23 protein-coding genes are annotated in these 23,339 nt (G+C 63.6%); 10 read left to right on the top strand and 13 right to left on the bottom strand.

Translation table 11 applies throughout. From position 1 onward, the window contains the following. Nucleotides 1-57: 57 nt before the first annotated feature. Entirely contained in the window at nucleotides 58-666 is a 609-nt protein-coding gene (locus ACXAJV_RS10085) for an SPOR domain-containing protein (RefSeq protein WP_475084888.1), read from the bottom strand. 84 nt (nucleotides 667-750) lie between these two features. On the opposite strand from ACXAJV_RS10085, the gene panC reads away from it, so the two are divergent. The 3 genes from panC (at nucleotide 751) to ACXAJV_RS10070 (ending at nucleotide 2,922) form a co-directional block, all read left to right on the top strand. Continuing rightward, nucleotides 751-1,617 (top strand): pantoate--beta-alanine ligase, encoded by an 867-nt coding sequence (gene panC, locus ACXAJV_RS10080; RefSeq protein WP_475084886.1) that lies wholly within the window; start codon nucleotides 751-753, stop codon nucleotides 1,615-1,617. A 53-nt stretch (nucleotides 1,618-1,670) separates the two neighbouring features. Beyond that, nucleotides 1,671-2,444: a glutaminyl-peptide cyclotransferase gene (locus ACXAJV_RS10075; RefSeq protein ID WP_475084883.1), complete on the top strand. Its 774-nt coding sequence runs from the start codon at nucleotides 1,671-1,673 to the stop codon at nucleotides 2,442-2,444. A gap of 64 nt (nucleotides 2,445-2,508) precedes the next feature. Then, nucleotides 2,509-2,922 carry a hypothetical protein gene (locus tag ACXAJV_RS10070; protein WP_475084881.1) on the top strand — a complete coding sequence of 138 codons (414 nt, stop codon included), beginning with the start codon at nucleotides 2,509-2,511 and terminating at the stop codon, nucleotides 2,920-2,922. 3 nt (nucleotides 2,923-2,925) lie between these two features. Here ACXAJV_RS10070 and ACXAJV_RS10065 read toward each other — a convergent pair whose 3' ends face one another. The 10 genes from ACXAJV_RS10065 to ACXAJV_RS10020 all read right to left on the bottom strand — a co-directional run bounded on the left by ACXAJV_RS10065 (nucleotide 2,926) and on the right by ACXAJV_RS10020 (nucleotide 12,467). Beyond that, nucleotides 2,926-3,357 (bottom strand): DUF1489 family protein, encoded by a 432-nt coding sequence (locus ACXAJV_RS10065; protein ID WP_475084879.1) that lies wholly within the window; start codon nucleotides 3,355-3,357, stop codon nucleotides 2,926-2,928. A gap of 60 nt (nucleotides 3,358-3,417) precedes the next feature. Next, the gene (locus ACXAJV_RS10060) at nucleotides 3,418-4,146 is read right to left on the bottom strand and encodes a hypothetical protein (RefSeq protein WP_475084877.1); all 729 of its coding nucleotides are present in this window, start codon (nucleotides 4,144-4,146) and stop codon (nucleotides 3,418-3,420) included. 91 nt (nucleotides 4,147-4,237) lie between these two features. After that, complete coding sequence (locus ACXAJV_RS10055; protein WP_475084876.1) at nucleotides 4,238-5,191, bottom strand: hypothetical protein; 954 nt, start codon at nucleotides 5,189-5,191, stop codon at nucleotides 4,238-4,240. 234 nt (nucleotides 5,192-5,425) lie between these two features. Further along, nucleotides 5,426-7,429: an acetyl/propionyl/methylcrotonyl-CoA carboxylase subunit alpha gene (locus tag ACXAJV_RS10050; protein ID WP_475084874.1), complete on the bottom strand. Its 2,004-nt coding sequence runs from the start codon at nucleotides 7,427-7,429 to the stop codon at nucleotides 5,426-5,428. Next, the gene (locus tag ACXAJV_RS10045; RefSeq protein ID WP_475084872.1) at nucleotides 7,426-8,241 is read right to left on the bottom strand and encodes a DUF817 domain-containing protein; all 816 of its coding nucleotides are present in this window, start codon (nucleotides 8,239-8,241) and stop codon (nucleotides 7,426-7,428) included. The genes ACXAJV_RS10050 and ACXAJV_RS10045 overlap by 4 nt, the downstream gene beginning before the upstream one ends. A gap of 81 nt (nucleotides 8,242-8,322) precedes the next feature. After that, complete coding sequence (locus ACXAJV_RS10040) at nucleotides 8,323-9,117, bottom strand: enoyl-CoA hydratase-related protein (protein WP_475084869.1); 795 nt, start codon at nucleotides 9,115-9,117, stop codon at nucleotides 8,323-8,325. Between the two features lie 122 nt (nucleotides 9,118-9,239). Beyond that, nucleotides 9,240-9,632, bottom strand: coding sequence for a hypothetical protein (locus ACXAJV_RS10035; RefSeq protein WP_475084867.1), 393 nt, complete (start codon nucleotides 9,630-9,632; stop codon nucleotides 9,240-9,242). Nucleotides 9,633-9,752: 120 nt separating this feature from the next. Continuing rightward, entirely contained in the window at nucleotides 9,753-10,064 is a 312-nt protein-coding gene (locus tag ACXAJV_RS10030) for a hypothetical protein (RefSeq protein ID WP_475084864.1), read from the bottom strand. Between the two features lie 133 nt (nucleotides 10,065-10,197). Then, entirely contained in the window at nucleotides 10,198-10,785 is a 588-nt protein-coding gene (locus tag ACXAJV_RS10025; RefSeq protein WP_475084862.1) for an NAD(P)H-dependent oxidoreductase, read from the bottom strand. A gap of 74 nt (nucleotides 10,786-10,859) precedes the next feature. Beyond that, nucleotides 10,860-12,467 carry a carboxyl transferase domain-containing protein gene (locus ACXAJV_RS10020; protein WP_475084860.1) on the bottom strand — a complete coding sequence of 536 codons (1,608 nt, stop codon included), beginning with the start codon at nucleotides 12,465-12,467 and terminating at the stop codon, nucleotides 10,860-10,862. 484 nt (nucleotides 12,468-12,951) lie between these two features. Between ACXAJV_RS10020 and ACXAJV_RS10015 the strand changes: the two genes are divergently transcribed. Together ACXAJV_RS10015 and ACXAJV_RS10010 are read left to right on the top strand one after the other, a co-directional pair. After that, nucleotides 12,952-13,590, top strand: coding sequence for a hypothetical protein (locus ACXAJV_RS10015; RefSeq protein ID WP_475084857.1), 639 nt, complete (start codon nucleotides 12,952-12,954; stop codon nucleotides 13,588-13,590). 97 nt (nucleotides 13,591-13,687) lie between these two features. Further along, complete coding sequence (locus tag ACXAJV_RS10010; RefSeq protein ID WP_475084854.1) at nucleotides 13,688-15,436, top strand: patatin-like phospholipase family protein; 1,749 nt, start codon at nucleotides 13,688-13,690, stop codon at nucleotides 15,434-15,436. A gap of 18 nt (nucleotides 15,437-15,454) precedes the next feature. On the opposite strand, the gene ACXAJV_RS10005 is transcribed toward ACXAJV_RS10010, so the two are convergent. Next, nucleotides 15,455-15,913: a potassium channel family protein gene (locus ACXAJV_RS10005; protein ID WP_475084851.1), complete on the bottom strand. Its 459-nt coding sequence runs from the start codon at nucleotides 15,911-15,913 to the stop codon at nucleotides 15,455-15,457. Nucleotides 15,914-16,312: 399 nt separating this feature from the next. Here ACXAJV_RS10005 and ACXAJV_RS10000 point away from each other — a divergent pair, with 399 nt between their 5' ends. From ACXAJV_RS10000 to rnd, 5 genes are read left to right on the top strand one after another with little or no spacing between them, the layout of a single operon-like run. Beyond that, a complete protein-coding gene (locus ACXAJV_RS10000) occupies nucleotides 16,313-16,930 on the top strand; it encodes a TetR/AcrR family transcriptional regulator (protein WP_475084848.1) in 618 nt (205 codons plus the stop codon). Nucleotides 16,931-16,975: 45 nt separating this feature from the next. Further along, complete coding sequence (locus ACXAJV_RS09995; RefSeq protein WP_475084846.1) at nucleotides 16,976-17,749, top strand: lysophospholipid acyltransferase family protein; 774 nt, start codon at nucleotides 16,976-16,978, stop codon at nucleotides 17,747-17,749. Between the two features lie 36 nt (nucleotides 17,750-17,785). Then, entirely contained in the window at nucleotides 17,786-18,523 is a 738-nt protein-coding gene (locus ACXAJV_RS09990; RefSeq protein ID WP_475084843.1) for a lysophospholipid acyltransferase family protein, read from the top strand. Then, the gene (locus ACXAJV_RS09985) at nucleotides 18,520-19,842 is read left to right on the top strand and encodes an MFS transporter (protein WP_475084840.1); all 1,323 of its coding nucleotides are present in this window, start codon (nucleotides 18,520-18,522) and stop codon (nucleotides 19,840-19,842) included. The genes ACXAJV_RS09990 and ACXAJV_RS09985 overlap by 4 nt, the downstream gene beginning before the upstream one ends. Nucleotides 19,843-19,876: 34 nt before the next feature. Beyond that, nucleotides 19,877-21,037: a ribonuclease D gene (gene rnd, locus ACXAJV_RS09980; RefSeq protein ID WP_475084838.1), complete on the top strand. Its 1,161-nt coding sequence runs from the start codon at nucleotides 19,877-19,879 to the stop codon at nucleotides 21,035-21,037. Here the strand turns inward: rnd and ACXAJV_RS09975 are convergent. Next, the gene (locus tag ACXAJV_RS09975; protein ID WP_475084835.1) at nucleotides 21,034-23,271 is read right to left on the bottom strand and encodes a putative bifunctional diguanylate cyclase/phosphodiesterase; all 2,238 of its coding nucleotides are present in this window, start codon (nucleotides 23,269-23,271) and stop codon (nucleotides 21,034-21,036) included. The two genes, rnd and ACXAJV_RS09975, sit on opposite strands and share 4 nt — an antisense overlap. Nucleotides 23,272-23,339 lie beyond the last annotated feature (68 nt).

The raw sequence follows: 23,339 nt of genomic DNA, 5'->3' as shown, positions 1-23,339 counted from the left end.
GCTCCGGCGCCGCAAGGGACACCGGACCGCGCCTGCCCGACACGGCACTTCCTGCGCTCACCCGCCGCTCTCCGGCGACGCGAAAGGCCTGCCGGAATAATCGGTCGCCTGGCAGTACTGGCCGGACGATCGCAAGGCCGTACAAACCTCCAAGGCCGCCGCGCCGGTATCAAACGGCCCGGCCTTGAGACGCAGGAAATCACCTTGGTCCGGGATATGGGCGTGTTCGAGGCGTGCGTCCAGACCAGCCAGCACCGGGTACACGCCCTGCAACTCTGCCCAGCCACGCATTGCCGCCGCTTCGCGTCGGTAGGAGGCCAGATGAATGGCGTGCATCACGCTTTGCGCGTCATTGAGTTCCGGTGCCGGCGGCAAGTCCTGTGGGCCCGTAGTCCCAAGCCCCAGCATCGCTCCTTGTTCAGCAGCCAGACTCTCGAGACCGACCAGAGCCGCCGCCAAAGCGCGCAACTCGGGATAGACTTGGTCCAGGGTTTCCGGCTCGAAACGGGCCAAGTGCGCCAGCTCCCTTGCCGTCGCATCGGCCAGGCGCGCGGGCTGGGTATCAGCGACACCGGCTTCGACAGACGCATCACGATCAAGGTCGCCGCCTGTTGTCGCGCAGGCGCTGAGGACGGCGGCGAACAGAATGGATGGCAGAATTCTCATGGCGCTGTATCTAGGGCGAGTCGGATCGCTTGCCTGTATCATGGCTTATGATATTTCCCGGCTTGTCTGTTTTGCGGAACAACCATGCTCAATCTCCAGATTCCCCATGCCACAACAGTATCGGCCCTGCGCGCGCGCATACGCAGCTGGCGCGATGACCGGCTGTCCATCGGCTTTGTACCGACCATGGGGGCGCTGCACGACGGACATATCTCGCTCGTCCGGCTGGCGAAAGCCCATTGCGATCGTGTTGTGGCCAGCGTGTTTGTCAATCCCAGGCAATTTGCCGAGGGCGAGGATCTGGACGCCTATCCGCGCACCATGCTCGAGGATTCCGAGAAGCTCACCCTCGCCAAGTGCGACCTGATCTTTCTGCCGGACGCGGCCGAAATGTATCCCGAGGGCTATTCGGCCAATATCAGCATGAAGGGCGCGGCTGTTGGCCTGGAGAGCGTCGCCCGTCCGCATTTTTTCGACGGCGTCGCAACCGTCGTTGCCAAGCTGTTCAACCAGGTCCGTCCGGACATGGCCTTCTTCGGCGAGAAGGACTACCAGCAGCTCCTCGTGATCCGGCAGATGGTGCGCGACCTCAATTTCGGTATCGACATCATCGGCGGCGAGACCATGCGCGAGCGCGACGGCCTCGCGATGTCGTCGCGCAATGTTTATCTGTCGGCCGACGACCGCGTCCGGGCGGCACGGCTCAACGTCATCCTCAAGGACTTCTCGGCCGCGCTCAGCGCCGGCACGCCGGTGGCCGACGCCCGGAAGGCTTCTCAGGCCAGCGCGGCCGTCGCCTTCGACGCTGTCGACTATGTCGACGCACGGTGTGCTGCAACGCTGGAAGCGCTTCCTTCCGGCCCCCTCGATCGCGATGCGCGCGTGCTGGCAGCGGTACGGCTGGGCTCGACCCGGCTGATCGACAACATGGCGGCAAAACGGCCTTCGTGATGCCCGAATTGCGGCTAAGCTGACCGCTCGTTCAACCTGCAGCGGAAACCTTGATGATCTCGCGCCTTCTTTATGGCCTTGCCGGTCTTGCCCTCCTCGCCGCACCGGCCCCGGCCCAGACGCCGGTCTCGCGCGCCACGGCGGAAATCGTCGCGACCTATCCCCACGATACGGGCGCCTTCACCCAAGGGCTTTTCATCGAAGACGGCGTCCTGTTTGAAAGCACGGGTCAGGTCGGAGCATCCGGCCTGCGCCAGGTGGCATTGGCAACAGGGCATGTGGAACGCCAGACCGCGCTCGAACCGCCCTATTTTGGCGAAGGTTCCGTCCAGTTGGGATCGCGCATCTACATGCTCACCTGGCAGTCGGAGACCGGTTTCATCTTCGACGCCGGCACGTTCGAGCGTATCGGCACGTTCGACTATTCCGGCCAAGGCTGGGGGCTGACGCATGACGGCACGCATCTGATCCTGTCGGATGGCACGGCAGAACTGCGCATGATCGACCCGGCCGACTTCTCCACCGTGCGTACGGTCGCGGTGACGCTTGCCGGACGGCCCGTGCGACGTCTGAACGAGCTGGAATGGGTGGATGGCGAGATCTGGGCCAATGTCTGGCAGTCGCCGATGATCGTGCGCATCGATCCGGAAAGCGGAGCGGTCACGGGCTTGATCGATCTGACGGACCTCATCCCGCCCGCCCTCGCCGGCAACCGCGACGCCGTAGCCAACGGGATCGCCTGGAACCGCGAAACGGGCCAGATCTACGTCACCGGAAAGCTGTGGCCGTTGCTCTACGAAATCCGTATCGCCAGCCAAACAGACTAGATTTACGGCAAACAAAAAGCACAGTAACAGTAGTTTTCCTGAATTCACCGGATGCGAACGCGCCATGCGTAGGACGTTTTGGAGCCTGCCTTATGCAACGGCCGTAGGTCTGGCGGGGCTGCTCGTCGCCTATGCCGCGATGTGGCTGACAGTGATCTGGGCCGTATTTCAAGGCAACTGGAACGGCTCGGTTTTCAATCTCGACATCCCGAACATCGTCCTCACATTATCGCCGATCGAACTGGGCCTCATCACAAGCGCATCGCTGTTCATTGCAGCGACGCTGGCCGGGTTGGTTCTTCGTCGGCGTTTTGCCGTCTACACAGCATTCGCGACACTAGTCAGCCACCTGGCCGTTTGGCTAGCGATGTCGGATAACCCCTACTACGCAGCCGAGCCCGGTTTCGTTTTCCTGTCCATGGAAGGGCTCCTCGCGACTCTCATCGTGATCCTCGTACGACGCAATGTCCTGCGCTAAGGGTCACCAGGCACCGATTTCCAGCAATTTGGCGCGCAGGTCCGGCGGCAGATCGTCACCGCCCCCAGCCGGCCCCGCGACGTCCTGTGGTGCGTCCTCCGGCTTGAGATAGCGCCAGCCCTGGAAAGGCCGGCGAGGCGCGGCCGCCGTCCGGATGACCTCGGTCGACATCACGATGGCACATCGTTTGACCCCGTCCTCCCCGTCGACCGTTTCCAGCGAAATAATGTCGGACCGGCAACGGATGGCGCCACCGATCACCCAGTAGAGCGATCCGCCGTTTTCCACCTCGTCCCGCTTGGCCGGGGTCATGCGGGTCACATGCACCGAAACCGGCGGCTCGCCGGCGGCCCGGCGCCGGGCCGCCGTGCGTGTCATCGACGCTTCGAGCTCCTCAACCGAGGAGACACCGACACAGAGTTTCACCAGATGCATGACCATGGGTCACAGTTAGGGCGACTCAATGGACCGGTCAAAGCGTCGTGGCCGTCCGGATCAGCGAGCGGCGCTGCCCAGATACTCGATCTCGCTGAAACCGATTTCGAACCCTTCCTGGAAGGTCTGGAAGGCCGCGCTGCCTTCGATGTTCTGGGTGATGCGGACCAGGACCGGCGCCGGCAGGTCGGCCAATTCGGCGAACTCCTGTTCCAGTTCGAACCGGTTCACGCGAATGGCGAAGTTCGGCTTGAAGCTTTCCGGTGCATAGAGCCTCAGATGGCGCACGCCAGGTTCGCTGCGGCCGACCGTAATCTCGCCGCGCAAATATTCGGCGAAGGCCGCATCCTCTTCGCTGTCGGCGTCCAACTGCGGCTGGAAACGGTAAGTCACATCATCGGCGTCCTGCAGATGCAGGTTCACCGTGCCCGGCAGGAAAAGCGCGTCTTCGCTGTCAAAGAACAGGCCGCCCTCATCCTCTTCGTCATCATCGCTGGTGATGACATCGTCCCAGATGGCCCGCTGTTCTTCCGTCAGGTCGGCCTCCGGCGGAGAAACCAGCGTCCAGCGATCGGCCTCGGGTTGCGCACCGTCAAAACGGGCGACGATTTCTCCGGCACTGCCGGTAAAGGTCAGAAGAAAACGCCAGTCGGCGTCATTGTCCCCGGCTACGGTGCGGCCGAGCGCAGCCTCGAACGCCTCCAGTTCGCCCGCCGGCCCCGTCTGGGCATGTGCAGGCAGGCTCACCAGGCTCACTGCGCCCAGCGCAGCAGCAAAAACATGTTTCATTGTGCGGTCTCGATACAGTCATCCCTCGCTATCGGCCATAGCAGGGACCTGCCGTGTGAACGCATTAAAACCCTGTCACCTTCCGACACAATCAGGCCGCATGGCGGTTCACGAAACCGTCCGGCGCGGTCGGGTCGATGTCGAAGGTACGCTCACTCTTCGGCATGGGCCGTTCGCGCTCGCCGAACAGTTTGATCTTCAGCTTCACCATCGTCGTCAGAAAACGTTTGCCCAGCGCACCGAGACCTTCGGTCGAGGTGGAGCGCGGCGTATATCCCAGCGACCGGCGGAGCACACCATTGGCAAAGAGGATGGAGTTTTGCAGCCGCGATTGCGGTGTGGAAATCTCGAACGGCACCGACACGTTGACGCCGGACTGGTTCTCGATCCGGTGCGGACCGTGCAGCGGCCAGTTGGCCGCCATGCCCGGGTGCAGGTCGACCGTGAAGGCGTCGGCATCCCAGGCCGGATCGAAGTCGACATCCTCCGTCTTGTCCTTGTGCAGAACGCCCTCGACATCGTCGGTGTTGAGATAGGGCAGACGCGGCGGATAGGTGCGGAACCGCTTTACGCCGCGCATATGCCACAGCATGGTTTCCGACACGTCCGAATGCAGGAAGACCTGGGCCGTCGGCGAGGAAATAAGGATGCCCGCCTCGGCGACCAGCGGCCTGAAGGACGGGTCGGCCTTCTTCATGTCCGCAAGCATCGACTCGTAGATCGGCCGGTATTCCGGATCCCGGTCCATGGCATGGCGCAGATTGATCCACAGTTTGCCACGGCGCACGGCCTCGATCAGTTCCAGGCCAGACAGCGCACCGGGATCGCCGGCCCGCCAGCTGTCATGGTCCGTCGCGTCATCGCCCATTGTGCAGAAATCGATCAGATCGCGCGGGTGCCGCTCGATCAGCGCCGCCAGCGCCATGTCCGAAAAGGCGTGGTGTTCATGATAGCTGTGGCGGATGACGACGGGCTGCTTGCGGAATTTCCGCCGTGCCTCGTCGGTCCAGCTGCTCGAAAAACGGGCCATATAGGTGTCGCGCATTGAACCGCTCCCTTGGATATCCCCCCAGGAAGTGCAAGCAGTATGCCGGTCTCGCGTGACACGGGAATGATGGGCATCGCAGCCCCCCTTCTCCTTAGGGGAGAAGGTGCCCGAAGGGCGGATGAGGGGGGGACCCCGGTGTCGGCGCTTCATTCGCCAAAGGCGGTGTCTTCCCCCTCTCCCTCGATCCCTCTCCCGAGGGCGAGGGAGGAATGAGCGGCTTCGTTCCGACCTCTAAGCCGCCTCGTTGACCTCGTCGGCGAGCGTGACGAGGATATCGCCCTCGCCCACCTGGCCGCCGGCCTCGACGCTGACCTCGGCGACCACACCATCGCGCGGCGCGGCGAGCGCGTGTTCCATCTTCATCGCTTCCAGCACGACCAGCGCCTGGCCCTTGGTGACGCTGTCGCCCGGCTTGATGTTGGCGGCCAGGACCTTGCCCGGCATCGGCGCCTTGATCACACCGCCCGCCTCGGCCGCATCGGCCAGGGCGTCGGGATGTGGCTCGGCAAACACCGTCACCCGTCCGCGGCACGCCACGAGCATGCCGCCATCGACCGGCTCGCAGTGCGCGACGACGCGCTCGCCATCGACCACGGCCTCGAAGCTGTAGCCCTCGAACATCTCGCCGACCTCGAGCCCTTCGAGCACCGATACCACGTCGCCGGTACGAACCTCGAGCCGTTCGCCAGCCAGCTTGAGCACGGCCTCGGCCGGTTCGCCGCCGACCTCGAACCGGCAGGACAGATGCGGATCGCCATTCAGACGCCAGCCATCGGCGGCCTCGAACGGATCCAGCGAGGCGGTCAGGAGCGGACGCAGATCGAGCACGGCGAGCGTGGCGAAGGCCGCATCGGCCGGACGCACGGCAGCGGGAATGAGATCGTCGATGCGCTCCTCGATGAAGCCAGTGGAGAGCTTCTCCTCGAGGAAGTCGGCATGCACGGCGGCACGGCGCAGGAAGCCGGCATTGGTCTTCACCGGCCAGACAACGAGATCGTCGATCATCCCGGCCAGACGAAGCGCCGCCTCGCGCCGGGTGGGCGCATGAGCGATCAGCTTGGCGATCATCGGGTCATAATGCAGCGACACCTCACCGCCTTCCTCGACGCCGGTATCAACCCGCAGAGGCCCGCCGGAGGCCGGAAGGTCCAAACGATGAAGCGGCCCCGTCGACGGCAGGAAGCCGCCCGCCGGATCTTCCGCATAGAGGCGTGCCTCCATGGCGTGGCCGGAGAGGTGGATATCGTCCTGTTCGGGCACGGAGCCGCCGGCGGCGATCTTCAGCTGTAGCTCGACCAGGTCGAGGCCGGTGACCATTTCGGTGACCGGATGTTCCACCTGGAGACGGGTATTCATCTCCATGAAGAAGAAGCCGTCCTCGCGCAGCGGGCCGGAGCCATCGACGATGAACTCCACCGTGCCGGCGCCGACATAGTTGACCGCCCTGGCTGCATTGATGGCAGCCGAACACATGGCCGCACGCACCCCCGGCGTCATGCCCGGCGCGGGCGCTTCCTCGATCACCTTCTGGTGACGGCGCTGCAGCGAACAGTCGCGTTCGAACATGTGGACCACACGGCCGCGGCTATCGCCGAAGACCTGGACTTCGATATGGCGCGGATTGACGATGAATTTCTCGATCAGCACCCGGTCATCGCCGAAGCTCTTGGACGCCTCGCGCTTGCAGCTTTCCAGCGCCGCAGCGAAGTCCTCCGCCTTCTCGACCTTGCGCATGCCCTTGCCGCCGCCGCCGGCCACGGCCTTGATGAGCACGGGATAGCCAATGGTGTCTGCGGCCTCGGCCAGAAGTTCGGGATCCTGATTGTCGCCGTGATAGCCCGGCGTGACGGGCACACCTGCCTCTTCCATCAGCGCCTTGGCCCGGTCCTTCAGCCCCATCGCACGGATCGCGGATGCCGGAGGGCCGACGAAGATGATGTCATTGGCGGCACAGGCCTCGGCAAAGGCGGCGTTCTCGGACAGGAAGCCGTAGCCTGGATGGATGGCATCAGCACCGGTTTCCTTTGCAGCCGCGATGATCCTGTCGGCGACCAGATAGCTCTCTGCGGCCGGAGCCGGACCGAGCAGCACGGCCTTATCGGCCATGCGCACATGGGGCGCATCGGCATCGGCTTCGGAGTAAACGGCAACGGTACGGATACCCATGCGCTGGGCAGTTCGCATCACACGGCAGGCAATCTCGCCGCGATTGGCGATCAGGAGCGTCTTGATCATGGGTCTCGTGCCTCGCTCTTGGAACCGGTCTGGGGGTCTGGACGACGGTATTGCACAGCCGCCACAAGGACAAAACTGATGATCATCAGGAGGTACCACGAGCCCAGCTTGGCGAGCGACACCATGTGCCAGCTCACCTCCTGGCCCGGATAGGACCAGGCGCGCGCAAACGTGCCGATGTTTTCGGCGAACCAGATGAACAGAGCCACCAGCAGGAAACCAATCACCAGCGGCATGGGCCGATGGGCCCGGTCCGGCCGGAACCAGACCATGCAGGGCCCGTAGACCGCGAGGGTCGCTGCGAACAGGAAAAGCCGGATATCGACCGTGTAATGATGCGCAAAGAAATTGATATAAACCGCTGAAGCTAGAAGGAATTGAACCCAACGCCTCGGAAAGCGATCAAAGCGGAAGTCAAAAATCCGCCAGACCCGCGCCAGGTAGGAACCGACGGCGGCATACATGAAGCCGGAGAAGAGCGGCACGCCGGCGATACGCAGCAGGCTGTCCTCGGGATAGACCCAGCTGCCGGCGGCCGTCTTGAAGATTTCCATCGCCGTGCCGACGACATGGAAGGCGGCGATCACCTTCGCCTCCTCCCAGCTCTCCAACTTGGTCGCGATCAGCGCAACCTGGATCGCCAGGGCGGCCAGGGTGAGGAAGTCATAGCGCGCCAGCGCGGCGTCGGCCGGGTACCAGAGGAACGTCACCAGCAGCAGCGCAAGCATTAGCCCGCCGAACAGGCACGCCCAGGCCTGCTTGATCCCGAAGGCGAAGAATTCGAACACGCCCAGCGTAACCGGTCCGCGCACAAACCAGACGCGCAGCGCCTCGCGCCGGCGGTGCAGGAATGCCCGCGGATCGGGACGCCGGAACAGCGGCCGCTCTCCGGCCTACTCGGCCCAGCCCGGCTTGCGGCGCTCCAGGAAGGCGGCGAGGCCTTCCTGGCCCTCCTCGGACGCACGGCGGCGGGCGATGGCCTTGGCGGTGTGTACGGCAAGACCGTGATTGATCTCCTGGCCGAACACATCGTCAACCAGCTGTTTGGCATCGTGCACGGCGCCGGGCGCAGCGGAGAAGGCGAGCTTGGCGAGATGCTCTTCCATCTGTGCCATCTCTTCCATCGTCTCGACGGTGTACTGCGCCAGCCCGATCTTCTCGGCGAATGTGCCGTCAAAGCCTTCGCCCGTCGCGAACAGGGCGCGGGCCCATTTCGGGCCGATCGCACGCACGACATAGGGCGAGATCGTTGCCGGGGTCAGACCGAGACGCACTTCGGAAAACCGGATCTGGGCGTCCTTCATCACCACGCCGACATCGCAGGCGGCCAGCAGGCCCGCTCCACCGCCCATTGCGGCGCCATGCACCAAGGCCACGGTAAGCTGGGGCAGTTCGTGCAGGCGCTTGAGCATATTGGCCAGCGCCATCGCGTCCTCTTCATTGTCGGCCTCGGTGAACAGGGCCGACGCTTTCATCCAGTCCAGATCGGCACCAGCCGAAAAGCTCTTGCCGGCGCCGCGCAGAAAGACGATGCGCACGCCCGCCTCACTCGCCCGCAGCGTCTCGAACGTATCGGACAGCTGGGCGATCACCTCGGCGTTGAAGGCATTGTGCTTGTCGGGGCGGTTGAGCGTGATCACCGCCACACCGGCCGGGCTGACATCGAGAAGCACGGGCGCGTCGGACATGGAGAAACTCCTTCATTTCGGGATCGTTGCCCCAAGGCTTACCGTCCGCACAGTCCGGCAACAATGAAAAAGGGCCGCTGATTGCGCAGCGGCCCCAGGAGTTCACATCGTGAAAATTGCGATCAGTCGCCGCGGAAGATCAGCCCCTTGATCATCCCCAAAAGCAGGATGGCGATGAAGTATCCGATCGCCAAGGCGCCAAGATACAACAGATAATCGGTCTGGGTGAATTGCTGTACAAAGCCGTTGAAATCGAAACCGGTCGCCCCGCCCCGCACCATCGGCATCACAATGTCGACAATGACGTGGATGATCACGCCCACAACGGTGAAGATCAGGATCGCTCCGATCTCGCGCATCAGCAGCGCCAGAACCAGGGCGATAACGCCCAGCTGGATACCCAGCATCATCCAGTTGACGGAGCTGACCCCGTCACCGGCATAGGCAATCAGGCCCGGCATGAAGAAGTCGATAGCGGGCTGGATATAGCCCATGATCTGGTCGAGAAATTCCATAACGCGGTCCCCTTCCGCAACTTAACGCTGGCCCCACCTTACCCCAAGTTCGAGCCATACGTTAACGTTCTTTCCAAACATGCCCCAAGGGAAGCCGCTTCTCCTGAGACGCGAGTAAAGCTACTTCCTGAACACCATGCGCTTAATGGCAAACAGGATCGCCACGACGATCAGATAACCGACAAACAAGACGCCCGCATAACGCCAGAAATGCGGCTCAAGCAGGGGCGGCAGGCTGAAACCGCCAGACTCCGCAATCACCGGCGCCAGGCTTTCCAGCACGATATGGGCCAGTGTGGCGCCAACCGCGACAAAGGGCAGACGCGCCCAAGCGGTCATCATCAAGGTCGCCACGACAGCCACAAGCAGGCCCAGCACGGCGTTGACTTCGGCGAAGCCCTCGCGGGCAAACCCCAGGATAGACTCAAGCATGTTCAATACTCCCCCAGCGCGCGCCTGCTTGCGGCGATGCGGGAGCGATACTAGTTCGAATTAACCATTTGTCACGGAGAAAGCATCCGGATGCCCCGAGCAACTCTTTGAATTTTCGGGTATTCCAAGCCCGTCAGGCACCTCGCCGCCCGAGCGTTTCCACCTTGTGCAGCATCTTTGCCCGGCCTGACACGCCGGCGGCTTCAACACCGCCCAATATCGTCCGGCGAACAGGTTTGAAGCCGGAAATGCGTAGAACACCCTTCTCCAGCGCCTTCACACTGTGCCCGCCGAACAGGGTACCGTAGGCAAAGCCGGGCATGCCCATTGTCACGATGATCCGGGCCGACTTGCCCTTCATTTTTTGCGCCGGCCAGCCGGCACCGTCATTGGTCGTAGCAATGAAAAACTCACTGCGCGCCATCTGTTCGAAGAAAGCCTTGAGCCGTGCCGGCACGCCACCCAGCCAGAGTGGAAAAACCAGAACCAGATGATCTGCCGCTGCCAGCTTGTTGCGCTCTTCAGCGACCTTCGCGTCAGGCGGCGCATCGAACTCGGACTGATTGTGCAGAAAATCGATCTGCAAGCCGCCGATATCGATCCTGCTGACCTCAAAGCCCGCTCCGCGGGCGCCACGCTCATAGGCATCCACGAGTGCCGGAACGAAATGCTCGCCCGAGGCATCGGGGTGGCCGTTGATGATACAGATGGATCGCTTCATGACCGCACTCCTTGTGCGGTCTTTATATCCCCGGCCTGCCTGCAACGCCGCGTGTCACGGCGCCGCAGGGTCGCCTACATCCGGAACACGCCGAATTTCGTCTTCTCGATCGGCGCGTTCAGCGAGGCGGAAAGCGACAGGCCGAGCACGCGGCGCGTCTCGGACGGCGCGATGATGCCGTCATCCCACATCCGCGCGGTGGAGAAGTACGGATGCCCCTCGGCCTCATAGGCCTCGCGGATCGGCTGCTTGAACTTCGCCTCGTCCTCGGCCGGCCAGTCCTCGCCGCGCGCTTCCATGGCATCGCGCTTGACCGTCGCCAGGACGGACGCCGCCTGCTCGCCCCCCATCACGGAAATGCGGGCATTGGGCCACATAAAGAGGAAGCGCGGCGAATAGGCCCGGCCGCACATGCCGTAATTGCCCGCCCCGTAGGAACCGCCGATGATGACCGTGAATTTCGGCCCCTTGAAGGTCGACACCGCGGTGACCAGCTTGGCGCCGTCCTTGGCGATGCCGCCCGCCTCGTATTTCGAGCCGACCATGAAGCCGGTAATGTTCTGCAGGAAAACCAGCGGGATGCCGCGCTGGGCGCACAGCTCGATGAAGTGGGCGCCCTTCTGGGCGCTCTCGGAGAAGAGAATGCCATTATTGGCGATGATGCCGACCGGCATGCCGTAGAGCCGGGCAAACCCGGTCACCAGCGTCTCGCCATAGAGTTTCTTGAACTCATCGAACTCAGAACCGTCGACGATGCGGGCGATCACCTCGCGCACATCGAAGGGGGCCCGCGTGTCGGTGGGGATGATGCCGCCCAGTTCGGCCGGGTCGTATTTCGGCTCGCGCGGGTCGGTGACATCCAGATCGATCGTCTTGACCGTGTTCAACGTGCCGACGATCCGCCGGGCCGTGTGCAAGGCGTGCTCGTCATTGGCCGCATAGTGGTCGGCCACGCCGGAGATGCGGGCATGGACGTCAGCGCCGCCCAGATCCTCGGCCGAGATCACCTCGCCCGTCGCCGCCTTCACCAGCGGTGGTCCGCCCAGGAAGATCGTGCCCTGCTTGCGCACGATCACCGTCTCGTCGGACATCGCCGGCACATAGGCGCCGCCCGCCGTGCACGAGCCCATCACCACGGCGATCTGCGGGATGCCTTCGGCGGACATGTTGGCCTGGTTGAAGAAGATGCGGCCGAAATGGTCCCGGTCCGGGAAGACCTCGGCCTGATGCGGCAGGTTGGCCCCGCCCGAATCGACCAGGTAGACGCAGGGCAGACGGTTCTGCATCGCGATTTCCTGGGCGCGCAGATGCTTCTTCACCGTCATCGGGTAGTAGGCGCCGCCCTTGATGGTGGGGTCGTTGCACACGACCATGACTTCGCGGCCGGACACGCGGCCGATGCCGGCGATCATGCCTGCACCGTGGACATTGCCCTCATACATGCCGTTGGCGGCCAGCGCCCCGATCTCCAGGAAGGGCGAACCGGGGTCGAGCAGACGCTCCACCCGGTCGCGCGGCAACAGCTTGCCCCGTGAGACATGGCGCTCGCGCGACCGTTCCGATCCGCCCAGAGCCGCCTCGGCCGTCTTGGCACGCAAGTCGGCGACCAGCGCCTCCATGGCCGCCGCATTCTCGCGGAAAGTATCGGACTTAGGATCGATGGCGGAAGCGAGCTGAGTCATGATCGGGTCCCGGTTTGGTCAATCTCTGCAGCTGCTTAACCCGCCAGACCGCCTGAGCGCAATTGTTGCTGCATCCAGAGCGGTTTCCGCACGCTTCTTTCCCGGCACAAGCCCATCGGGACAAGACCATGCGCGATCAACCGGCTTCTTCCTTCCTCGCCACGCTCCGGGCCCGGACTGATTCGCCGAAATCCGGGGCGGCGCAGGCCTTGCGCCGGACCAACACAGATCGCACAAAAAACGGAAAAGTTGTTGCTTTGTTAGGAACGCAACCACGTTTCACACGTTGTTTCGACGGAATGCCTTGGCGCCGTCACACTTCTCCGGCAATGTCTGACACGGACCGCCGGGACAGGGCGGGCAGGGCGAATGAAAAATGAGTGCGTGGCCGGGTTAACGAGTAGTTTAGGCCTCCACTCGCAGTCTCACAGACGTGATTATCACGCGTTCTGTGAAGGCCCGGTTTCGTTCGCGGGAGGGAGCAATGCGTAAGCAAATTGTTGTTTCCATAGGCTTTGCAGCCGCGCTCTGTGCCCCTGCAGTGGCGCAGTCCGCCATCGATTCCGAAGCTTGGCTGACCGCGCCAGCCAGCGTCGAAAATCCCGGCGCCGTGCGCTGGCGGATCTCGACAGAATCGGCGAGCGGCACGCCTGTCATCATCGGTTCGGGGCAGCAGACCGGAGGCGACCGCGAGATTTCCGCCATCGCGGGCCAGGTGGATTTCTATCCCTTTGGCGATGAATTCTACCTGTCGGCCGGCACCGTCGCGCCCAATGACCGGGGCCGCTACCCGCTCTGGGCCCGCGACACCCGCCAGCGCCCCGATGTTTTCCCGCACGCCGAACTGGCCGAAACCGCCAATCCCAGCCAGATTGAACGCCTGACCCGCTATTTCGGTGCCGGCGTCACGGTTCAGACCATCGACGACTGGAGCCTGACGGTGGAAGGCGGCGCCTATTTCCAGGACTCCGGTGAAGACCGCATGGTGCTGTTCGATCCGGATACCGGCGAGAACCTGCCGCTGCTGGAAGACCTCGACCGGATGGATGTCGAGGCCGTCGGCGAAACGCAGGGCCGCTCCGTCCGCCCGGTCGGCCATCTCGTGCTGCGCCGCCGGTTCTAGCGCAGCGCCCGACATGGACGTCACCAGCGTCCATTCCCCTTCATATCGCCCCGCGCCGCCCCTAGAGTAAGCGCCGAATCTTCACGGTCGGCGCAACATGCCTCTCAACCTGTCCTTCCTGCCCTTTCTCAACCGGATCGAAAAATCGGTGCTCGATGCCGTCGAGCACGAAGTGGAGTGGTTCTGCTTGCCTGCAGGCAAGCTTTTGTTCCGCGAAGGCGATGATGCGGACGCCTTCTATCTGGTGCGTTCCGGCGCACTGGCCGCCTTCCGGGATGGCGCTCTGGGGCGGCCGGACCTGATCGGTTATATCCGCGCAGGCGAACCCGTCGGGGAAATGTCCCTGTTGGACGAGACCCCGCATTCGGCCAGTGTCTACGCCCTGCGCGACAGCGAGCTGATCCGCCTGCCCAAGGCCAGTTTCGAACGCCTGACCTCCAAACATGCCAGCCTGATGCGTGAACTGTCCCGCATGATGCTGACGCGCCTGCGCGGCCCCAACCGGTCAGCCGGATCGGAGCCACGCGTCTTCGCCCTGATCTCGACCTCGCCGACCATTGACCTCGACTACCGGGCGCGTGAACTCAAGGCCGCACTCAAGACAATCGGCACCAGCTGTGCCATCGCCGACGAGACGTGTGCCGACTGGAGCGCCAGCCAGCTCGATGCGCTGGAGCAGGAACATGATGTCGTCCTGCTGGTCGCACGCTTCTCCGACCCCGGCTGGGCACGCCGCGCGATGGGACGTGCTGACCGGGTGTGGCTGTTCGCCAGGGCCGATGCGCGCCCCTCCACCCCGCTCCTGCCAGACGACCCTTCGCCCGCCATGCGCCTGAAACTGCTGGACGTGGTCCTGCTGCATCCCGGCGGGGTCACAGCAGCATCGCGCCCCCAGGAGTGGGCTACTGCCTCGGACGCCGCCCGCGTCTTCCACTGGCGCCAAGACCAGCATGTCGCCGACACGGCCCGCCTCGCCCGCACACTCGCCGGCAAGTCTGTCGGCCTTGTCGTGTCCGGTGGCGGAGCCCGGGCCTACGCCCATCTCGGCGCGATCCGGGCGCTTCGCGAAGCCGGCGTGCCGCTCGATTTTGTCGGCGGTGCCTCCATGGGGGCGATCGTCGCCGCCGGTATCGCGCTCGACTGGAGCGATGACGAGCTGGACTGGCGGATACGCAAGGCCTTCGTCGAGACCAATCCACTGGACGACTGGACCCTTCCCGTCATCTCCATGGCGCGGGGCGAGAAGGTCGACCGGCGCCTGAAAGAGCATTTCTGCGATGTCGAAATCGCCGAGCTCGTGCGCCCCTATTTCTGCCTGTCCTCCAACCTGGCCTCAGGCCGACCGCATGTGCACCGGTCCGGCCGCCTGCGCGATGCGTTGCGTGCCTCGATCGCCATTCCCGGCCTGTTGCCACCCGTCGTGCTGCACGGCCAGATCCTCGTCGACGGCGCCGTTTTCACCAATTTCCCGGCCCGCGAGATGCGCGCCTTTCATCGCGGTGCGGTGGTCGGGGTCGATGTCACACGCGCCCAGGGTCTCAATCCGGACGATTTCATCGAACCGCCGAGCTTTTTCGGCTGGGTGCGGCGGCACGGGCTGAAATCCCCGCCGCCGATCGCGTCTCTGCTGATGCGCGCTGCCACGGTGGGTGTGGCCGACCATCGCGATGTGGGACGCGAGGCCGCCGACCTGCTGATCCTGCCCGACACACCGGTCGATATCCGGCAGTGGGACCGGTTCGACGAGGTCGTCGAGGCGGGCTACGAAGCCACACAGGACATGCTGGCCGGCATCAGTGACGAGATGCGTGCGCGGCTGGGCCTGCCTGTGCAGCCTACGGCCTGACCCCCCAAGTTGCGGCAGCTAGTCAATCCGTTCGCGATCGGGACCGCTGAACCAGTCAGCTTCAAGCGCCCGCAATCGCCCGACAACGGACACCAGGAAGGCCGTTGACCAACCGATCAGCAGGAAGCCGGTAATCCCCTCCATCGCTGCAACCAGTCGCCAGCTGGCCGACAGCACCACATCGCCATAGCCGAGCGTGGAAAACGTCGAAGCCGAGAAATACAGCGCCTCTTCCAGCGTGCTGATCTCTCCCAGCAGCAGGTAGAGGCCTGCAAACAGCCAGATCTCGATCCCGTGCAACCCCAGCACCCCAATCACCACGGCCAAAATCAGGGTAGCCTGCACCAGCTGACGTCCCGGCTCGCGCGTATCGTTGCCGCGCCAGCGTATCATCACCAGAAGCGCGCCCAGCCCGACCATGTGAATGGACAGGACGAGCACGATCATCACGCCGGAAACTGCCAGTGCTGCCATCATACTTCCCCCCTCCACACAAGAGCCACGACCGATCTCTCTCGGATTATGCCACCGGCAATCGCGACCCGGTCAGGCAATTGCCGACTGCCACAAGTCCACCATTGCTTTCCCTGTCTTCACATCGCCCCGCTCGCTTCCAGCATATCAGAGGAAGGTCCGCCTCAGACATGAATCTATAGAGGGCGATTGCAGTCCGGTGGCATTTCTCGCGCGGGCGGATTGGCACAGATGGGTAGACACCAACCGGTAGAGACCAGAAAAAGGTCTATTTTTCAGATGCATAAAACAATCTCGACATGTAAGTAATTATTCACTTGCAATTCAACGAACATCGTTTCATAAAATCCGTGAATGATCGTTCACACGATCCTGCAACACGGGACGAAAGCGATGACCGGAATGTTGAGGACTGACCTGTTTGACGGTGTGGATGCGGAGACCGGTGTTACGGCGAAGACCGGCACAACCAAGGCGCGGATCGAGCGGGCGGCGCTGATGCTGTTTGCCCGCCACGGGATGGACGGTGTGTCGATCAAGCAGATCGCCGGGGCCTGCGGGATTTCCGACGGCGCCATGTACCGTCACTTCAAGTCCAAGGACGCGCTGGGCCGACAAATGTTCGAGGCCATCCATGCCCGGCTGGAAGGCCTGGTGACGGAAAATCTCGCCCCCGGCGCCTCGCTGGAGGATATCGCCCGTGCGCTCACCCAGGCCTATTGCCACCTGGCACAGACCGATCCGGCGCAATTCGCCTTCCACCTTACCCATCGAAACTATTTCATCGCGGCCTCGGGCGATGGCGGCGCCGACCCGTCTGACCTGATGACGGCCTGCGTGGCCGATGCGATGGCGCGCGGCGAAATCCCGCAAGGCGACGCCGAATTGAAATCCGCCATGGCGCTGGGCGTGGTGATGCAGGCAGCGGAGTATTCGCTCTACGGCCGGATCGCCAGACCGCTCACCCATTATGTGGACGACTTCACCCGGGCGATCATGGCCGTGCTGCACACCGCCTGATCCACCCTATTTTCCAATGACTTCCAACAACCAAGGGAGGCCGTGATGCGGTCCTTCGTGTTCAACTGTGCGTACTGGTTCCTGTCGGGCGTCTACGCCATCCTCTGCGCCATCCTCGCGCTCGTGCCTGGCCGCCGTGTGCTGATGCACGGCCTGCGCTCCTATTGCCGCGCCACGGTGATCCTGATGCGCGTCGTCTGCGGCATCCGCGTCGAGGTACGCGGCACACCGCCCAAAGACCAACCGGTGATCATCGGCGCCAAGCATCAGTCCTGGGGCGACGGCATCGTGATGATGGCCAAGTGCGGCGATGTGAATTTCGTCTGCGGCGACCACATGCTGAAATTCCCGCTGATCGGCTGGGTGCTGAAACGCTGCGGCGCCATCGTGCTGTCCAATGGCGGCGGCGCGGAGGCGCAGAAGAGCCTGGCCGAGGGTATTGCCCGCTCGCAGGGCGAAGGCCGCCCGCGCCCGGTGCTGATCTATCCGGAAGGCCATCTTACCCCGGTCGGTGAAGGCCTGCGCTATCGGTCCGGCGTGTGGCGCCTGAGCCAGGCACTGGACCGGCCGATCGTGCCCGTCGCGACCAATCTGGGTCAGTGCTGGCCGCAACAGGGCTGGGCCAAGTTTTCCGGTACCGCTGTGATCGAATTCATGGACTCGATCGCCCCCAGTCCGGACCGCGATGCAGTGCTGGCTGAACTGGAAAACCGCGTCGAGGCTCGCACGCGCGAACTGGAGGCGGAGTATGCGACCCGGTTTGCGCCGCGTGAAGAACGCGCGCAGTCTCCCAGCTGTCAGGTCCGGAGCTGCGCATGAGACGCCGCCAGGGCCCGGCCATACCCGGGGAGTGTCATGCGATCGACCGCCTTCAACATCCTGTTCTATGCCTGCCTGGCTGTGTTCGTTCTGATCGCGGCCGCCCTCACCCTCCAGCCCTCGCCCCGGCCTGTACGGGCCGTCATGCGCACGGCCTGCCGGACGGTGCGCGGCCTGATGCGCGGGGTGATGGGGATCCGGATCGAGGTGCGCGGCACACCCCCATCGGGGCAGCCCGTGATCATCGCCTCGAAACACCAGTCTTGGGCCGACGGATTCATGATGATGGCGATAACCGGCGACATCAATTTCATTATCGGCACGGCCATCGCGAAATTCCCACTGGTCAGTCGCATCATCGCCCGCTCTGGCGCGACCATGGTCAACTCGCCCGGCGACCGCGCATCGGATCAGTCGATGCAGGATGTGCTCAACCGCGCGGCCGACGATCCGCGTCCGCTCCTGATCTATCCGGAAGGCAATCTGGCCGCCATCGGCGAGGCCAAGCGCTACAGAAAAGGCGTGCACCTCATGTATGAAACGCTGAACCGCCCCGTTGCCCCTGTTGCCACCAATATGGGGCTGCGCTGGCCGAAGAATGACTGGGTCAAGCACCCCGGCCCGGCGGTTATCGAGTTTCTCGACCCGATCCCGCCCGGTCTGCCGCGCGATGCCTTCCTGCCGCGCCTGATGACCACTATCGAAACCCGCACCCGCGCCCTGGAGGCCGAAGACCTCGCGCACGGGAAGACCGACACGGAGACTGTGTCATGAGTGCCAAGATTGCCGCCCGGCTGGTGACGCAAAAGCGTTTCCTGCCCCTGCTGGTCGCCCAGTCCCTGGGCGCCTTCAACGACAACTTCTTTCGCTATGCCCTGGTCACACTGATCACGTTCGAAGGCCTGACGATGTTCGAGCTCGACCGGCTGACCCTGGTCTCGGTGGCAGCTTCGATGTTCACCGTGCCGATCTTCCTGTTCTCGGCCATCGCCGGCCGCATGGCCGACAAGTTCGACCGCACCCGCATCATGCGCTTCGCGAAATTCGCCGAGATATGGCTGATGGCGATCACGGCGCTGGGATTCATCCTGGAACAACCGCACCTGTTGATGACGGCCCTCTTCCTGATGGGCACGCAATCGGCCTTCTTTACACCGGCCAAGAACTCGGCCCTGCCGACACTTCTCGCGGACAAGGAATTGGTGCCCGCCAATGCCCTGATCTCCGGACTCCTGAACGTTTCGGTGCTGATCGGCATCGGTACCGGCACCTGGCTGATCACCCAGTCCTTCGGGCCGCAGGCCGTGGGCGGCGGGCTGGTCGTGATGGCGATCATCGGCTGGCTGGCGATCCGGCAATTGCCGCAAGCGCCGGCCTCGCAGCCGGACATGCCGCTGACCGCCAATTTCATCGGCGAGACTTTCCGCGTGCTGGGCTATGCCCTGAAAGCGCCGGACGTGCTGCGGCCGCTGATGGGTGTGGCCTGGTTCTGGATGCTGGCCGCCTCGATCATCACGCTGATGCCGGTCTTCACGGCCTCGGTTCTGGGCGCGGACGAAACCGTCGTACTGCTTTTCTCAGCCCTGTTCACGGTCGGCGCGGCAATCGGTGCCATGGCATGTGGCGCGCTGAGCGGCGAAGGCGATGCCTTGCCCTTCTCGATTGCCGGTGCCTTCGGTGTCGTGATCTTCGCCGGAGATGTCGCCCTGTACACCTGGTCCAACGCGCTGACGCCTGAGGGCGCGCCGCTGGTCTCGGCAAATGCCTTCATGGCCGAACCGGCCAATCTGCGCATCCTGATCGATCTGGGCATGGCAGCGGTGTCGGCCGGTCTCTTCGTCGTGCCCCTGCAGGCCATGGCCCAGCGGCGTGCACCGGCCGAACTGCGCGGCCGTCTGCTGGCAGCCGGAGGCATCCTGAATGCGGCCACGGCAACCGCCGGACAATTCGTGCTGGCCGCCATCGCCGCCCTCGCCCTGCCAATCCAGACCGCTTTCCTGGTGATCGCCGCGATCAGCCTGCTGGCGGGTCTGTTTATTCTCTGGCGGCAATCCCTGCGCTGGCGCTCTGCCCCCGACTCGCCTTCGAGATAGTCAAAACGCTCCCATCACGCTAAACGGCGTTTCCATGAATATAATCACGACGACAAAGGGCCTGGAAAAGGCCTGCGACGATCTCCTCCAGAATCCCTACATGGCCGTCGACACCGAGTTCATGCGCGAAACGGTGTACTGGCCGCAGCTCTGCCTGATCCAGGCGGCTGGCGGCCCGACGGAAGTCATCATCGACCCGCTCGCCGACGGGCTCGACCTGGAACCGTTCTGGGAATTGATGGCCGACGAGCGGATCATCAAAGTGTTCCACGCGGCGCGTCAGGACCTGGAGATCTTCTTCCATCGCGGTGGCGACAGCCTGATCCCGCATCCGATGTTCGACAGCCAGGTCGCCGCCATGGCGCTGGGCCTGGGCGACTCGATTGCCTATGACGCGCTGGTCAAAGCGCTACTGAAACGCCCGATCGACAAGGGTCCGCGCTTCACCGACTGGTCGCGCCGTCCTCTGAGCAACGCGCAGCTTGAATACGCCATCGCGGATGTGACCCATCTGCGCGATCTCTATCCGATCATGCAGGAGCGGCTGGAAAAGAAGGGCCGCGCCGAATGGCTGGCCGAGGAAATGAAAATCCTCACCAATCCGGAGACCTATCGCCTCGATCCCGAGGAGAGCTGGCGCCGGATGAAGCTGCGCAAGAATTCTCCCAAATGGCTGGCGGCCCTGCGTGCCGCTGCCGCCTGGCGCGAGACCGAGGCCCAGACTCGCGACATGCCGCGCCAGCGCGTGATGAAGGATGATGCGATCTACGAGATCGCCGGTGTCGCCCCGACCGCGCCGGAACAGCTGACCGGACTGCGCGCCGTGCCGAAAGGCTTCGAACGCTCCTCGCCGGCTCGCCGCCTGTTCGAGAAGATGTCCGCCGCCCTGGCCGCACCAGAATCCTACGCACCGAAATACGAAAAGTCAGCCCCGCCGCCCCAAGGCACAGGCCCGACCGTGGAACTGCTCAAGGTGCTGCTGAAATTCGTCGCCGAGGATGCCGGTGTCGCACCGCGCCTTATCGCCACCGTCCCGGATCTCGAAAAGATCGCCAGCGGCGATGACGAGGATGTCGCGGCCATGACCGGCTGGCGGCGCGAAGTGTTCGGCGAACCGGCCCGCCGCCTCAAGCGGGGCGAACTGTCGCTGACGCTGAAGGACGGCAAGGTCTGCGTTACCGAGGTAAAGGCCTAGCCGGCGCGGCTCATTCGCACAGCACCCTCACGGCGCTCGGTCTCGACATGCGCGACCAGCGCGTCCAGCGTCAGAGGGCGCGCAAACAGGAAGCCCTGGGCCTGGTCACAACCGATGATGCGCACAGCCTCGAACTGGCGTTCGGTCTCCACGCCCTCGGCGACCGTCGTCATCTGCAGTGCCCGGGCAAGCGCGTTGATCGACCCGACGATAGAGATGGATTGCGGCTCGCGGTCCAGAGGCTCAACGAAGGACCGGTCAATCTTCAGCTTGTCGAAGGCGAACTTGCGCAAATAGCTGAAGGAGGAATAGCCGGTGCCGAAATCATCCAGGCTGATCTTCAGGCCGATATCGCGCAGCTTCTGCAGGATGTTCAGATTGGCATCGGTATCCGCCAGCAGAACAGACTCGGTGATCTCCACCTCGATGCGGCCCGGGTCCACCCCGTAGCGGGTCAACGCCTCGATGAAAACGGCCGGCAGGTTCGGATTGCGCAATTGCACAGGCGACACGTTGACGGCCAGGCAGATATCGTGATCGATCTGCGCCGCCGCCGCGACAACAGAACGGATTACCCATTCGCCCATCGGCACGATCAGCCCGCTCCGCTCGGCCAGCTCGATGAACCGGTCAGGCGGCACATTGCCGTGTTCAGGATGCGTCCAGCGCAGCAGCGCCTCGCAGCCGGTAGTCCGGTTCCGGTCGATATCGATGAGAGGCTGGTACAAGAGATGGATCTGGTCGTTGTCGATCGCGGCCCTCAAGTCGCGCTCCATCTGCATCAGCGCCTGAGCCTCGATATCCATAGTGTGATCGAACTCGACCACATTACCCTGTCCGTTCGCCTTTGCGCGATACAGCGCAAGGTCGGCCTGGCTGAGCACAGCCTGAACGCAGGTGTCACCGGCACCGAGCTGGCGGATACCGATACAGGTCGAACAATCCAGCACGGCATCATCGATCGTGATCGGCAATTCGATCGCATCGACGATCTGACGCCCGATATACTGGGCTTCGCGACCCGGGTCGGTGAGGACGATGGCGAACTCGTCCCCCCCCATCCGGCACACAGTGCCGGCCTGCCCCACAACATGGCGCAAACGGCTGGCAATCGTCACCAGCACGCGGTCGCCAACTCCATGTCCCATCGTGTCATTGATGACCTTGAAACGGTCCAGATCCAGCAAAAGCAAGCTCGTCCGGCTGTCCGGCGATTGTATGCGCTGATCAAGCAGTGCGGACAGCGTCGCCCGGTTGGCCAGGCCGGTCAGGGTATCGTGCGACGCCAGATACTCGATCTGTTCAGCGCTCTCGCGCGCCGCAGTGATATCCGACGCAACGCCCTGATAGCCGGCAAAACGCCCATCCTCGTAGCGCGGTTTGCCGGTCAGGCTGACCCAGCGCACGGCGCCGTCACCCCTCAGCCGCAGCTCTCGATCGGAGAAAGACTCCTCGCTGGCCATCAGATGCGCCAAATCGCTGGCGGCCACATCCCGCTCGAACAGTGACAGCAGCGCAGGCGCTGGCTGATTATCCGAGTGGATACTGTCGGGGTCGAAGCGCGGCAGGCCGGAACGAATCTGGCCCGAAGTATCGGTGCGCCACAACCAGTCGGACGCGGCTTCCTCGAAGTCGTGCAGCAGAAGACCGATCAGCTCGGTCTGTTGTTGTGCAAGACGCTCGCCCAGCAGGCGGCGGACGAACTCGGAATAGGACCAGCGTACCGATTGCACCAGGACGCCAGAATAGACGAGCAGGAGTGCCGCGACATAGAGCTCGACCGGGTCGGGGTTCTGGAACACGGCGACAAGCGAGCCCGCGGTTATAATGCCGATCCACGCCACTGCCGCGCGCGGCAGACTGGACAGCATGAAAGCGCCGCCGCACAGCATGCCGACCGTCACGGCCACGACAGCCGCCTGGAACGAGCCTGACATGGAGTTATAGAAAAGGATCGGGAACGCGGCCCAGATCAGCGCGAGGATCGAACTGTCACGCAAATTGCGATGGATTGACCGTTCCGGCGCCGCACTGCGCGGTGGACGCTGACGATGACGCATCCAGCCAAAGAGGAGGAAGAGGTTGGGCGCTGTAATGGCAAGCGCCCAGAACAGGCCGGACCACATATGGCTGGTCTGTATCATCACTCCCGCAACCAGCACCGCGTTGGCGATGTTGGCCCCGGCCGCTACCGGGCTGAACCGCTGAAACGCGTCCAGCTGCCGCGCACGCATCCATCCGGCAACGTCCTGAGGCACCGCTACAGGTGCAAAAAGGTATTCCCCTAAACGCTTGAACATAT

The organism is Maricaulis sp. ABE4_448, assembly GCF_056160825.1.
Note: the sequence above shows the minus strand (reverse complement) of the source record. Positions and strands in the feature narration are given on the sequence as shown.